At 73.2% G+C, this 12,980-nt stretch carries 13 protein-coding genes; 5 read left to right on the top strand and 8 right to left on the bottom strand.

The genetic code is table 11. The annotated features are described in order from the left end of the window. Positions 1-107: 107 nt before the first annotated feature. Together ACFYPR_RS17380 and ACFYPR_RS17375 are read right to left on the bottom strand one after the other, a co-directional pair. Positions 108-1,142: a helix-turn-helix domain-containing protein gene (locus ACFYPR_RS17380; protein WP_355136259.1), complete on the bottom strand. Its 1,035-nt coding sequence runs from the start codon at positions 1,140-1,142 to the stop codon at positions 108-110. Positions 1,143-1,152: 10 nt separating this feature from the next. Next, complete coding sequence (locus tag ACFYPR_RS17375) at positions 1,153-1,914, bottom strand: TetR/AcrR family transcriptional regulator (RefSeq protein ID WP_354860987.1); 762 nt, start codon at positions 1,912-1,914, stop codon at positions 1,153-1,155. An 81-nt stretch (positions 1,915-1,995) separates the two neighbouring features. On the opposite strand from ACFYPR_RS17375, the gene ACFYPR_RS17370 reads away from it, so the two are divergent. After that, positions 1,996-3,594 carry an MFS transporter gene (locus ACFYPR_RS17370; RefSeq protein WP_355136261.1) on the top strand — a complete coding sequence of 533 codons (1,599 nt, stop codon included), beginning with the start codon at positions 1,996-1,998 and terminating at the stop codon, positions 3,592-3,594. Here ACFYPR_RS17370 and ACFYPR_RS17365 read toward each other — a convergent pair. The 4 genes from ACFYPR_RS17365 to ACFYPR_RS17350 all read right to left on the bottom strand — a co-directional run bounded on the left by ACFYPR_RS17365 (position 3,584) and on the right by ACFYPR_RS17350 (position 7,022). Beyond that, on the bottom strand, positions 3,584-4,087 hold the full coding sequence (locus ACFYPR_RS17365; RefSeq protein ID WP_354860983.1) for a hypothetical protein: 504 nt from the start codon (positions 4,085-4,087) through the stop codon (positions 3,584-3,586). The genes ACFYPR_RS17370 and ACFYPR_RS17365 overlap by 11 nt on opposite strands. A 66-nt stretch (positions 4,088-4,153) precedes the next feature. After that, positions 4,154-5,785, bottom strand: a complete 1,632-nt coding sequence (locus tag ACFYPR_RS17360; protein ID WP_387260832.1) for a RecQ family ATP-dependent DNA helicase — start codon at positions 5,783-5,785, stop codon at positions 4,154-4,156. 73 nt (positions 5,786-5,858) lie between these two features. After that, the gene (locus ACFYPR_RS17355; protein WP_355065658.1) at positions 5,859-6,809 is read right to left on the bottom strand and encodes a TIGR03557 family F420-dependent LLM class oxidoreductase; all 951 of its coding nucleotides are present in this window, start codon (positions 6,807-6,809) and stop codon (positions 5,859-5,861) included. Between the two features lie 87 nt (positions 6,810-6,896). Continuing rightward, on the bottom strand, positions 6,897-7,022 hold the full coding sequence (locus ACFYPR_RS17350; protein WP_255421242.1) for a hypothetical protein: 126 nt from the start codon (positions 7,020-7,022) through the stop codon (positions 6,897-6,899). A gap of 216 nt (positions 7,023-7,238) precedes the next feature. On the opposite strand from ACFYPR_RS17350, the gene ACFYPR_RS17345 reads away from it, so the two are divergent. Further along, positions 7,239-8,732 carry a glycoside hydrolase family 3 protein gene (locus ACFYPR_RS17345; RefSeq protein ID WP_387260829.1) on the top strand — a complete coding sequence of 498 codons (1,494 nt, stop codon included), beginning with the start codon at positions 7,239-7,241 and terminating at the stop codon, positions 8,730-8,732. A 15-nt stretch (positions 8,733-8,747) separates the two neighbouring features. Here ACFYPR_RS17345 and ACFYPR_RS17340 read toward each other — a convergent pair whose 3' ends face one another. Then, positions 8,748-9,035, bottom strand: coding sequence for a GNAT family N-acetyltransferase (locus ACFYPR_RS17340; protein WP_363938878.1), 288 nt, complete (start codon positions 9,033-9,035; stop codon positions 8,748-8,750). Then, positions 9,032-10,258, bottom strand: coding sequence for a cysteine desulfurase-like protein (locus ACFYPR_RS17335; protein WP_387182078.1), 1,227 nt, complete (start codon positions 10,256-10,258; stop codon positions 9,032-9,034). Before ACFYPR_RS17335 ends, ACFYPR_RS17340 begins: the two co-directional genes overlap by 4 nt. A 75-nt stretch (positions 10,259-10,333) precedes the next feature. Here ACFYPR_RS17335 and ACFYPR_RS17330 point away from each other — a divergent pair, with 75 nt between their 5' ends. From ACFYPR_RS17330 to ACFYPR_RS17320, 3 genes are all read left to right on the top strand, one after another. Beyond that, positions 10,334-10,699, top strand: coding sequence for a hypothetical protein (locus ACFYPR_RS17330; protein ID WP_354860975.1), 366 nt, complete (start codon positions 10,334-10,336; stop codon positions 10,697-10,699). Positions 10,700-10,757: 58 nt separating this feature from the next. Beyond that, positions 10,758-11,579: a DUF1206 domain-containing protein gene (locus ACFYPR_RS17325; protein ID WP_354860973.1), complete on the top strand. Its 822-nt coding sequence runs from the start codon at positions 10,758-10,760 to the stop codon at positions 11,577-11,579. Between the two features lie 81 nt (positions 11,580-11,660). Continuing rightward, positions 11,661-12,878, top strand: coding sequence for a mechanosensitive ion channel domain-containing protein (locus tag ACFYPR_RS17320; RefSeq protein WP_355065661.1), 1,218 nt, complete (start codon positions 11,661-11,663; stop codon positions 12,876-12,878). Positions 12,879-12,980: the final 102 nt, after the last annotated feature.

The raw sequence follows: 12,980 nt of genomic DNA, 5'->3' as shown, positions 1-12,980 counted from the left end.
CACCGGGCGGCCGCCCGCCGCGTCCTGCGGCGGGCGCCTCGCCACGGCCCCCGTTCGTGGCCGCTGTCGAGCCCGGTGCACGGGCGCCGCCTCGGCCACGTCGGTCGTCAGTCTGCCCCGGACGAGTTGACTCTGGACGCCAGGCGGTTGACGGGCCGCGCCGCAAGTGCGTCGCCGTCGCGACACGCCTGCGGGCTCACCCCGTACGCCGCCCGGAACACGCGACTGAAGTGGGCCTTGTCCCCGAACCCCCAGCGCGCGGCGATGACCTGCACGGGCTGGGTCCGCAGCGTCGGGTCGGTCAGGTCACGCCGGCACCGGTCCAGCCGAAGGTCCCGGATGTACGACGCCACCGTGGAGTTCTCGGCCTCGAAGAGGCGGTGCAGTGTGCGCAGCGAGATGTGGTGGGCGTCCGCGACGACCTGTGGGCTGAGCGTCGCGTCGCCGAGGTGGCGGTGGACGTACGCCTGCACCTGGGCGACCAGCGCCCGGCGGCGGACCTCGGTCGGCACCGCGTCCTCGGCGACCAGGTGCCGACCGAGCATGGTGGTGGCCAGGTCCAGCCCCACCGCGCCGAGCCGGCCGGCGTCGGCGGCGTGGTACTGCTCGGGGTGCCCGGTCACCTGGAGCAGGAACTGCGCCAGCAGCGCACCGAGCCCCTCGCTGCCGGACATCCGGCCGCCGTAGAGCGCGGCCATCCGCTGGGGTGGCAGCGGCAGCGCGGCGTGCGGGATCAGCGTGATGATCGAGGTGGCCTGGGTCCGTTGCGGCTCGGTCGAGTGGTGGCAGACGTCGTGTTCGCGGGAGGCGTCGTAGAAGGTGAACTCGCCGGCCAGGATCTCGCTGCGGCGACCGTCCTGACTGGACGTGCCGACGCCACCGGTGGTGAGGGCGAGCACGTAGAGCTCCGGGTCCGAGCGGCGGACCAGCTTGCGGGTGCGGGTGGCGTCCAGTGACGGGTACTGGTACTCGACCAGTTGGATCGCGCCGAGGTCGACGAAATCGGCCCGGGCGGCGAAGTCGGCCGTGTGCGCGGACCGGATCCGCAACGGCGCGGAGGTGCGCGCCACGAGGTCCAGCCACATGCCGAACCGTTCACCGGGTGGCAGGACGGTGGTGTCGACGGTCTCTCTGGGAAGCATCGGCGTCGCCTCAGGCCGCTCGGCGGGCGATCAGCGCCTCGATGCCGTCGAGGATCCGGTCCAGGCCGAACGTGAACTCGTCGTCCGGGTCGTCGTCCTGATCGAGGACGCCGGCGTTCAGCACCCGCAGCAGCGCTGGGAAGCGGACCGGGTCGATGAGACGCCCCACCATCCGGCGGTACGCCGGCATCATCTCGCCCGGCTCGACGCCGGCCGCCCGGCTGCCCTCGGCGATCTGGTTGGTGAGCGTGGCCTCGTTGCGGACGTACCCGGTGATCAGCAGGAGGATCGACATCTTCTCGCCCTCGGGCAGGGTGGTGCCGTCGAGGCAGCGCAGCCCGTCCTCCATCCAGTCGAGCTGCTGAGGGGTGATCGGCGGGCCGGTGATCGGCACGTGCAGCAGCCAGGGGCGCTGTCGCAGCACGTCGTGTTCGGCCCAGGCCCAGCGGGTCAGGCGGGCGCGCCAGTCGTCGTCCGGCGAGGCCGGGCCGGGCGACGGGCCGTACCCGGCGTCCACCATGAGCGTCAGCAGCTCGTCCTTGGAGCCGACGTGCCGGTAGAGGGCCATGGTGGCCGCGCCCAACTCCTTGGCCACCCGGCTCATCGAGACGGCCGGCAGCCCATCGGCGTCGGCGACCCGTACGGCGGCGTCGACGATGGCGGGCACGCTGAGGCCGGGTCGGGGACCCCGCGGTGGCCGCCCCCGCAGGCCCCAGGCGCTCTCGATGGCCGGCGGGAGCGCCGGGCCGCTGTCGTCTTTCGTCTCCGCCACGTTTCCTCCTTGCCCCGCCATCCTAGTTCTGCGTATGGTCTACGCATAACAGCGTACGCCATACGCAGAAGGAGTTCTCCCATGACAGCGACGACCGCACCGGCACCCCGCGCGGGCCGGCGGGAATGGATCGGATTCGCGGTGCTGATGCTGCCGCTGCTCCTGGTCTCGATGGACGTGTCGGTGCTCTACTTCGCCGTCCCGTTCATCAGCGAGGAGCTGCGGCCCACCGCAACCCAGCAGCTCTGGATCTTCGACATCTACGGCTTCGTGCTCGCCGGACTGCTGATCACCATGGGCGCCCTCGGCGACCGGATCGGCCGGCGTCGGCTCCTGCTGCTGGGCGCCACCGCGTTCGGCGCCGCGTCCCTGCTGGCCGCGTACGCCGACAGCGCCGCGACGCTGATCGCCGCACGCGCCGTGCTCGGCGTCGGCGGGGCCACCCTGATGCCGTCCACGCTCGCCCTGGTGCGCAACATGTTCCACGACGCCAAGCAGCGGGGCACCGCGATCGGCATCTGGACCGCCACGCTCACCGGCGGCATCGCCATCGGACCGGTGCTCAGCGGCGTCCTGCTGGAGCACTTCTGGTGGGGCTCCATCTTCCTGATCAACATTCCGGCGATGCTGTTGCTGCTCCTGCTCGCCCCGGTCCTGGTGCCCGAGTTCCGCAACCCGGTGCGCGGGCGGTTCGACCTGGTCAGCGCGGCGCTGTCGCTCGGCGCGCTGTTGCCGGTGATCTACGGCATCAAGGAGATGGCCCGCGACGGCGTGAGCGCGGTCCGGGTGCTGGCCGTCGTCGCCGGTCTGCTCGTCGGGGCGCTCTTCCTGCACCGGCAGCGGACCCGGGCGTACCCGATGGTCGACCTGGCGCTGTTTCGTCGCCACGGCTTCGCCGGTTCGCTCGCGGTGAACCTGCTGGCGATGTTCGCCCTTGTCGGGTTCGCCATCTTCACCACCCAGCACCTGCAACTGGTGCTCGGCCTGAGCCCGCTGCGGGCGGCACTGTGGAGCCTGGTGCCGTCGCTGGCGGTGGGCGGCGTGGCCCCGGCCGCCGCCGCGCTCGCCCAGCGTGTCGAGCGGGCGTACCTGATCGGCGCCGGCTTCGCGATCGCCGTGCTCGGGTTCGCGGTGCTGACTCAGGTCACGCCCGAGACGCCGCTCTGGCTGCTGCTGGCCGGCGCCAGCGTGTACGCGGGCGGCCTGGTGATGGTGATGTCGCTGGTCACCGAGCTGGTCCTCGGTGCGGCGCCGCCGGAGCAGGCCGGTGTCGCCTCCGCGCTGACCGAGTCCAGCAGCGAGCTGGGCGGCGCGCTGGGGATGGCCATCCTGGGCAGCGTGGGCGCCGCGATCTACCGCCGCGAGGTCCTCGACGAGCTGCCGGCCGGGCTGCCGGCGGACGCCCGCGACGCGGCCGGGGAGACGCTGGGCGGCGCCCTCGCCGTGACCCGGGGACTGCCGGCGGAGGTGGGTGACGCGGTGCTGCACGCTGCCCGGTTCGCCTTCACCGACGGGCTGCACCTCGCCGCGATCGCCGCCATGGTGGCGATGGTCCTGGGCGCGGTGAGCGCGCTGGTGACGCTGCGCGGCGTCCGGCCGGCCGACCCGGCGGCGCTGGCCGCCGAGCCGACCGAACCGAACGGTACGCCGCTGTCGGAAGCGTCGTCGGTCAGTCGTTGAGCACGTGCGCGAGCCGGTCGCGGAACCGCCGCTCGGAGTCGCTGACCGACTCGCCGCCGAGGCCGAGCAGCCCGCCGCTGGACGCGGCGCCGACCACCTGCTCGGCGATCTTCACCAGCCAGTGCTTGTACGCGCCGGCCTCGCCCTCGTCGACCCGGGCGGCCAGCAACGCGGACGCCTCGCCGGCCCGCACCAGCACGTCGTCGATCATCGCGCCCGGGTCGGCGGGCGCGATGACCGGCAGCTCCTCGCCGCTGTCCGGGTCGCCGACCCGCGCGACGATCTCGCCGGCCACGGCGGCGACCAGCGGGCTGGCCGACTCCCGGCCCGCGGCGATGGTCTCCAGCCCGGCCGCGTTCTCCGCCATGGTCCGGCGGGTGCCGTCGGACTCGGCGGCGCTCGCCGCGGTCAGCACCGACTGCGGGAGGCCGACCAGCAGCCCCCACTCCCCGTCGGAGAAACCGAAACCGGTGTACGCCGGCTGCTCGATCACGGCAACGCCCCTTCCGCCCTGCTCAGTGTGTCAATCCACGGGCCCCGCACCGGTGCCCGGGTCAGGCTAGTCCAGGGTCAGCAGACCCTGCTCGGACACCACGCGCACCGACAGGGTCTTGTACCCGACCTCATCGAAGAGAACCGTCATCTTGTCGTCCTCGTAGGCGAGCACCAGGCCGTGCCCCCACTCCGCGTGGCGCACCTGGCTGTGCACCGGAAACGGCCCGACCGCGCCCTGGTCGGCCACGCTGGTGCCCCGGTGGCAGTTGTCGCAGTGCGCGCAGACCTCGGTCATCTGCTCGCCGAAGTAGGCCAGCAGAGTCTGCCCGCGACAGGCGGTGGTCTCGGCGAAGGCCCGCATCATGTCGGTGCGGGAGCGGGTCACCGTCTGCTGGCGTTCCGCCTCGGCCAGCGCCGCGGCCGCGGCGTCGGTCGGGGTGGGCGAGTAGCGGGGCGCGGCGATGCGCTGCCGGGCGCGCGGCTCGGCGGCGCCGGCCTGCTCCAGCAGCGAGAGGTACTGGCCCAGCTTGCGCGGGCCGAGGCCGGTGGCCTCGCGCAGCTCGGTCTTGGTGGCCGGCTTGCGGCGCAGCAGCGCGGCCAGGTCACGCAGCTCGTCGGGGTCCGGCAGGCCGCCGCTGAAGAACCGTTGCAGGCCCACGTCCTCGGCCTGCCAGAGCAGCAGCACCCGGGCCGGCTGTCCGTCACGTCCGGCCCGGCCGATCTCCTGGAAGTAGCTGTCCGGAGAGTCGGGTAGCGCCATGTGCACCACCCAGGCGATGTTCGGCTTGTCGATGCCCATTCCGAACGCCGAGGTGGCCACCATGATCGGCACCTGGTCGGCGAGGAACGCCTCGTGCAGCTCGTTGCGCGCGCCGGCCGGCATCCCACCGTGGTAGAACTGCGCCGGGAAGCCCGCGTCGGTCAGCCGGGCGGCCAGCTCCTCGGCCGACCTGCGGGTCGGCACGTAGATGATCCCCGGTCGCTCGTCGTCGCGCAGCAGCGCGATCAGCCGCCGCCACCGGTAGTCCTCGGTGGGGCAGTGCGCCACCTCCAGGAACAGGTTGGACCGGTCCAGCCCGGACACCACCACCTCGGGCTCGCGCAGCCGCAGGCGGGCGATGATGTCGTCGCGTACCGGCGGGGAGGCGGTGGCGGTCAGCGCGACCACCGGCGGCCGGCCGATGCCCTCGATGAGGTGGCCCAGCGCCAGGTAGTCGGGCCGGAAGTCGTGCCCCCAGGCGGAGATGCAGTGCGCCTCGTCGATCGCCACCAGCGCCGGCTTCAGCGCGGCGACCTCGGCCATCCGGTCCGGGTTGCTCAACTGCTCCGGCGTGATGAACAGGAACTCCGCCCGGCCCGACTGGATCTCGGCGATCGCCTCGGCCTGCTGCGCGGCCGACTCGTTCGAGCTGATCCGCACCGCCCGCAGCTCCGGACGCTGCCGCTCGTTGAGCGCCGCGATCTGGTCCTGCTGCAGCGCCAGCAGCGGGGAGATCACCACGGTCGGGCCGGGGATCAGGCTGGCCGGGATCTGGTAGATGGCCGACTTGCCGGCGCCGGTGGGCAACACCACCAGGGCGTCACGTCGCTTCATCACCGCGCGCATGGCGGCGAGCTGGTTGGGCCGCAGCGCTTTCCAGCCGAAGAGGCTCCGCGCCGCGCGGCGCAACGTCATCGAATGCGTGGACAGTTTCATCGAGGGCCGGAGGTACCCGAGCCCACGACCGCCGAAACGCGTTCGGCGATCATGGGCTCGGCGGGTCGGTGGCTCAGCGCAGGCGGGGGAGCACCTCGCGCTGGTAGAGGTCGAACAGGCCCTGGTAGTGCGGGCCGGTGTTGGCCACGTACACCTCGTCGAAGCCGGCCTTGGCGTACTTGTCGATCATCTCCAGGTGCGCGTCGGCGCTGTTGCCGCAGACGAACGCGTCGCGCACCATCTCCGGCGTGACCAGCTCGGCGGCCTGCTCGAAGTGGCGCGGCGAGGGCAGCACCTGGGACAGCTCGCCCGGCACCCCGGCATTGGGCCAGCGCTCGTACGCGATCCGCGCGCCCTCGGACTCGCTTGCCGCGTACGCCGCCTTGAAGCCGGCCTGGCACGGCTTGTCGCCGCCGCCGTTCTCCCTGAAGCGCCGGACCATCTCACCGTCGGGCATCGTGCTCACGTAGCCGTCGCCGATGCGGGCGGCCAGGTCGATGGCCTTCGGGCCGAAGCCGGAGACGTAGATCGACGGCGGCGTGTCGGGCAGCGTGTAGATCCGGGCGTTCTCCACCGTGTAGTGCTTGCCGCGGTGGTTGACGAAGCCGCCGTCCCACAGCTCTCGCAGCACCTCGACGGCCTCCTCCAGCATCTCCAGCCGGACGTCGGCCGGCGGCCAGGCGTCGCCGAAGATGTGCTCGTTGAGCGCCTCGCCGGTGCCGACGCCGAGCACGAACCGCCCGCCGTGCAGCACCGCGCTGGTCGCCGCCGCCTGGGCGATCACGGCCGGGTGGATCCGCACGGTCGGGCAGGTCACCGCCGTGGTCACCGGCAGCGAGCAGACCTGGCTGAGCGCGCCGATCATCGACCAGACGAACGGGCTCTGGCCCTGCGCGTCCACCCAGGGGTGATAGTGGTCGGAGATCCACAGCGCCTCGAAGCCGGCCCGTTCGGCGCCGCGGGCCTGCTCCACCAGCTCGGCCGGCGTGAACTCCTCACTGGACAGAAAGTAACCGATCTTCATCGCTTCCCCTTCGGCGCGCGGACCAGCTGATGGGGAAGCCGTACCCCGGTCGCGGTCGGCCACACCGGTAGGCCGGGGCCTGATCGCTCACCGTCGGCCGAACATCGCCCGGATCGCCGCGAGCAGCAGCAGGGCGCCGACCACCAGGCCGAGCAGGCGTACGCCGGGGATGTCGGCCGGGCTCGTGGCGTCGGCCAGCAGGGCGGGGTCCATCCCCGCACTCTCCCGGGAACGGTGCCGCCGGGCAACTGTAAGGTTTATTGACTATTGAATCGCTCGGTGTGACCATGGCAGCACCGCCTGCCGGTGGCGGTGCGCCGAGGGCGCGCGAGAGATGGGGTACGGGGGCCGCATGAGCGAGCGCAACCAGCGGGTCGGCGGCAACGCGCCGACGCCCGCGACCGACGCCGAGCGTTTCGGGGCCACGGCGTGACCGCGCCCGCCGGGCACCTTCCGGCGCTGGCCGCCGCCGTCCTGCAACCCGGGTTCGTCGGCACCACGCCGCCACAGTGGGTGTGCCGCTGGCTCGGCGAAGGGCTCGGCTCGGTGGTGCTCTTCGCCCGCAACGTCGTCGACACCGCCCAGGTGGCGGCGCTGACCGCCACGCTGCGCGCCGAGCGGCCGGACGTCATCGTGGCGATCGACGAGGAGGCCGGCGACGTCACCCGGATCGAGTCCGCCCGGGGCAGCACCCGGCCGGGGAACTTCGCCCTCGGCGCGGTCGACGATCCGGCGCTGACCGAGGCGGTCGCCCTCGACCTCGGCGTCGAGCTGGCGGCGGCCGGGGTGACCCTCGACTACGCGCCGGACGCCGACGTCAACTCCAACCCGGCCAACCCGGTGATCGGCGTCCGGTCGTTCGGGGCCGACCCGGCGCTCGTCGCGCGGCACACCGCCGCCTGGGTCCGCGGGTTGCAGCGCGGCGGCGTGGCCGCCTGTGCCAAGCACTTCCCCGGGCACGGTGACACCCGCGTCGACTCCCACCACGACCTGCCCCGGATCACCGCCGACCGGGCCCGTCTGGACTCCTGCGAGCTGGTGCCGTTCCGCGCCGCCGTGGCGGCCGGCGTGCAGGCGGTGATGACCGGCCACCTGCTGGTGCCCGCGCTCGACGAGCGGCTGCCGGCCACGTTGAGCCAGCGCATCCTGGGCGGGCTGCTCCGCGACGAGATGGGTTTCTCCGGCGTGGTGGTGACCGACGCGGTGGAGATGCGCGCGGTCGCCGACCGGTACGGCTTCGCCGGCGCGGCGGTGCGGGCGCTGGCCGCCGGGGCCGACGCGATCTGCGTCGGTGGTGAGCGGGCCGACGAGGGGGCGGCCCGGGAGCTGCGCGACGCCATCGTGGCCGCCGTCGTCTCCGGTGAGCTGCCCGAGGAACGCCTCGCCGAGGCCGCCAAGCGGGTCGGGCAGCTCGCCGCCTGGACGGTGGCCGCCCGCGCCGCCCGCTCGGGCACCGTCCACGGGGCCTCCGACGTCGGGCTGGTCGCCGCCCGTCGTGCCGTGCGGGTCACCACCGGCCCGGACGCGCCGAGCGCGCTGCCGCTGACCCGCGCCGCGTACGTGGTCGAGTTCGAGCCGCCGCGCAACATCGCCATCGGCGCGGAGACCCCGTGGGGCATCGGGGAGCCGCTGGGCGAGCTGCTGCCCGGCACGACGACGGTGCGCCACGCCGAGCCCGACGTGCCCGCCGACCCGGGCGCCGGGGCCGGCGACCGTCCCCTCGTCCTGGTGGTCCGTGACCTGCACCGGCACGAGTGGATGCGCGCGGCGGTACGGCGTGCGCTCAGCGCCCGGCCCGACGCGGTGGTGGTCGAGCTGGGCGTGCCCGAGCTGGTCACCGGGTCGGCCCACCTGGCCACCCACGGCGCCACCCGGGCCAGCGGGCAGGCCGCCGCCGAGGTGCTGACCGGCCGGGCCCGCTGACGCCGACCCGTTCGGTTACGGCTGCTCGGCGACCAGGTCGGCGTACTCGGGGTGCTTGTCGATGAACGCGGCGACGAACGGGCACTGCGGCACCACCCGGCCGCCGCGGGCGCGCACCTGATCCAGGGCGCCCCGGATCAACGCGCTGCCGACGCCCTTGCCCTGGAAGCCGCTGTCCACCTCGGTGTGGGTGAAGACCAGCACCTCCCCACGGGGCAGGTACGCGGTGAAGCCGGCCAGCGCGTCGTCGACCAGGATCTCGAAGCGGTTCTTGGCGGGGTTGTCCTCGACGAGGGTGCTCACCGGGCCATTGTCCCCGTCCGGTCGGCCACCGCGTCGAGTTCGGCCAGCAACCGGTCCACCTCGTCCGCCGTGTTGTAGTGGTAGATGCTGGCCCGCACCGCGCCGCCGCTGTCGCGCAACCCCATCGTCTGGAAGTACTCGTAGGCGTAGTAGTCGCCGGACGACAGGCAGAACCCGGCGTCGCCCAGCGCCTGCTGGGTCGCCGCCGGCGACATCCCGGCGACCCGGAACGAGACCGTCGGGCAGCGCCGCGCCGGCGAGCCGTAGACGGTGATCGCGGGCCGCGCGGCGAGTCCGGCGAGCAGCCGGTCCAGCAGCGCCTCCTCGTGCGCCTGCGCGGCGGCCAGTCCGGCCCGCAGCCGCGCCCGGCGGTCACCGACCGCGTCCGGGTCCAGCCCGGCGAGGTGGTTCACCGCGGCGGTCACGCCGGCCAGCAGCGCGAAGCTCGGGGTGCCGTACTCGAAACGGTCCGGCGCCGCGTCCGCGGACGGCACCAGCTTCGCCGGGCGTAGCGCCGCCCACCGGGCCGGGTCGGCGACCATCGCGGCCAGGTGCGGCCCGGACCACTTGTAGGCGCTGGTGACCAGCACGTCCGCGCCGAGCGACGCCAGGTCGGTCGGCCCGTGCGGCACCGAGTGCACCCCGTCGACGCAGACCAGCGCCCCGACGGAGTGCGCGATCTTGGCGATCGCCGGCACGTCCGGCACGGTGCCGATGGCGTTGCTGCCGGCGGTCACCGCGACCAGCCGGGTCCGCTCGCCGACCAGGTCGGCGTACTGGCCGGTGGGCAGCTCGCCGGTGTGCCTGTCGAACTCGGCCCAGCGCACCGTCGCGCCGGCGGCCTCGGCGGCCTGCACCCACGGGCGCACGTTGGCGTCGTGGTCGAGCCGGGACACCACCACCTCGTCGCCCGGCCGCCAACCAGCGCCGAGCGTACGGGCCAGGGTGTACGTCAGCGCGGTGGCGCTCGGGCCCAGCACCACCCCGTCCGGCTCGGCGCCGAGCAGGTCGGCGACCGCCGAGCGGGCCGCCGCCACCAGCTCCAGCGAGCGGCGGCCCGGCTCGAACGCGGCGCTGCGGTTGCCGACGGCCGCGCGCATGACGTCGGTGACCGCGTCGATCACACCGGCCGCGGTCTGGGTGCCCCCGGCGCCGTCGAAGTGGACGAAGCCCTCGGTCAGGGCGGGATAGGCGGCCCGGATACGGGCGATGTCGAAGGCCATGCCCGGACCCTAGCCGGGATGCGTTGCGCGCTCGCCCTCGCCTGGGCGTCGCGGACGTCTCGTACCCTTGGCGAGGTGACGAACCGACCCGCCACCATCCCCCTGCCCCCCGTCCGCCGCGCCGCCGGCCTCTTCGCCGGCCTGGCGCTCGGCCTCGCCGTGCTCGCCGGTTGCAGCTCCCAGGGCGCCTCCACCGACTGCGGGCTGGACGCCTGCACGGTCACCTTCGAGCGGGGTGTCGACGCGAGCGCCACGATCCTGGGCGTCGAGGCCAAGCTGGTCGGGGCCGAGGGCGACCAGGTGACCGTCGAGGTCGCCGGCGAGCAGCTCACCCTCACCACCGGCCAGCAGGCCACCGAGGCCGGCGGCTTCGCGGTCACCCTCGACAGCGTCACCGACCAGCAGGTCAAGATCCGCGTTTCCCGCAACCCGGGCAACTGACCTGGCGGGCGGCGGTGGCCGACGTTTGGGGATCTTCGAAATCGGAGATTGTGGCCGCATGTCACTCACCCGTAGCGCCGAAGCCACCGCCTCCCGAACGGCGGACAGCCGGTGGCTGGAACTCCTCGCCCGGGCCGGCTTCATCGGCTACGGCATCGTCCACCTGCTCTTCGCCTGGCTGGCCCTGCAGATCGCGTTCGGCTCGTCGTCCGACGACGGCGACCAGTCCGGCGCGCTGCGGACGCTCGCCGCGCAACCGCTGGGCAAGTTCCTGGTCATCGCCACCGCGGTCGGCCTGCTCGCCATGGCGATCTGGCAGGGGTTGGAGGCGGCGGTCGGGCACCGCGCCGAGCGGGGCAGGGAGCGGGTCACCGAACGGCTCGCCTCGGCCGGCCGGACCATCGTCTACCTCTACTTCGCCTGGACCGCGTTCAAGGTCTTTTCCGACGCCGGCTCGAACAGCGCCGACCAGCAGGAGGCGCTGACCGGCAAGCTGATGACCTCCACCGGGGGCCGCTGGCTGGTCGGCCTCGCCGGGCTGGTGCTCGCCGCCATCGGCGTCGGTCTGGTGATCTACGGGATCCTCAAGAAGTTCGAGAAGCACCTGAAGACCGGCGAGATGAGCCCGAAGACCCGCAAGCTGGCCCGCCGGCTGGGCATCGCCGGGTACGTCGCGAAGGGCGTCGCGTACGGCATCGCCGGCCTGCTGGTCATCGTGGCGGCGGTGAACTACGACCCGGAGAAGGCCCGCGGTCTGGACGCCGCGCTGCACACCCTTGGCGAGCAGTCGTACGGCACCTTCCTGCTGACCCTGGTCGCCCTGGGCATCGCCTGCTTCGGCGTCTACTGCTTCCTCCAGTCCCGGTACCGCAAGGTCTGAGCTGGTCGATACCGGGGACGTCGGGCACTATTGGGCTTTTGCCCGAACTACCGCCCCCGGTCGAAGGGAAGCGCCCCACTCGTGCAGAGCTATCTCGAAACGGCCGTCGCCGCGCTCGCCGCGGCGGCGGTCGCCCTTTTCCTGGTCGGGGTCATCCACCGGCTCACCCGACGGTTCGGTCGCCGCTCGCTGTTGATGACCGAGTTGACCGACCACGCGCACCGCCCGTTCCAGGTCGCCGTCACGGTGCTCGCGGTGCAGTTCGCCATCCGCTTGAGCACCGGGTACGCCGTCGGTGAGAGCTGGCGGCGGCTGCTGCTGCACCTGCTGGTGCTCTGCGTGATCGCCAGCGCTGCCTGGCTGGTGGCGGCGCTGCTGATCGTCGTGGAGGACACCGCGCTCGCCCGGTTCCGCGTCGACGTGCCGAACAACCGGCACGCCCGACGGGTGCGTACCCAGGTGGTGATGCTGCGGCGGCTGACCGTCGCGGTGATCGTCATCCTGACCGTCGGCGTGATGCTGATGACGTTCCCGAGCGTGCGCGGTATCGGCGCCGGCGTGCTGACCTCCGCCGGTGTGGTCGGTGTGGTGGCCGCGTTGGCCGCCCAGAGTCTGCTCGGCAACGTCTTCGCCGGGCTGCAGCTCGCCTTCAGCGACGCGGTCCGCCTCGACGACGTGGTGGTCGTCGAGGGGGAGTGGGGTCGGATCGAGGAGCTGACCCTCAGCTACGTGGTGGTCCAGATCTGGGACGACCGGCGGCTGATCCTGCCCACCTCGTACTTCACCAGCACGCCCTTTCAGAACTGGACCCGGACCGAGGCGGCCGTGCTCGGCACCGCCGAGTTCGACGTCGACTGGGCCGTGCCGGTGCAGACCATGCGGGAGGAGCTGCGCCGGCTGGTCGAGGGCACCGAGCTGTGGGACGGCCGGGTCTGCGTCCTGCAGGTCACCGACGCCACCGGCGGGACGGTACGGGTGCGCGCGCTGGTCAGCGCCGCCGACGCGGGCAGCCTGTGGGACCTGCGCTGCCTCGTCCGCGAGCACCTGGTGGCCTGGATCCGGGACAACCGGCCCACCGCGATGCCCCGGATGCGCACCGAGCTGGGCGACGCCAGCAGCAACCTGCCGTGGCAGTGGGTCCAGCCCCGGCGGCCGACCAGCCGTCCGGGCGCCACCGAGGCCCCCGACGACGCGCGCGTCTTCGGCGGCAGTGACGACGGCGACGCCCGCAGCGAAGCCTTCGTCGGCCCCGACGAAACCCCCACCCCCACCCCCAGTCCCGCCACCCCCACCCGCTGATTCCGGTGATCAAGAGGTTTGCGTCACGGAAAGCGCGACTCCTGACGCAAACCTCTTGATCACCGTCAAAGGGGGGTGGGCGGGGAGGTTTGGGTTGGCTTT

Origin of the sequence: Micromonospora sp. NPDC005254 (assembly GCF_042872525.1) — a bacterium.
GTDB lineage: Bacteria > Actinomycetota > Actinomycetes > Mycobacteriales > Micromonosporaceae > Micromonospora.
The sequence above is the reverse complement of the archived record's forward strand: the minus strand, read 5'-3'. Positions and strand labels throughout refer to the sequence as shown.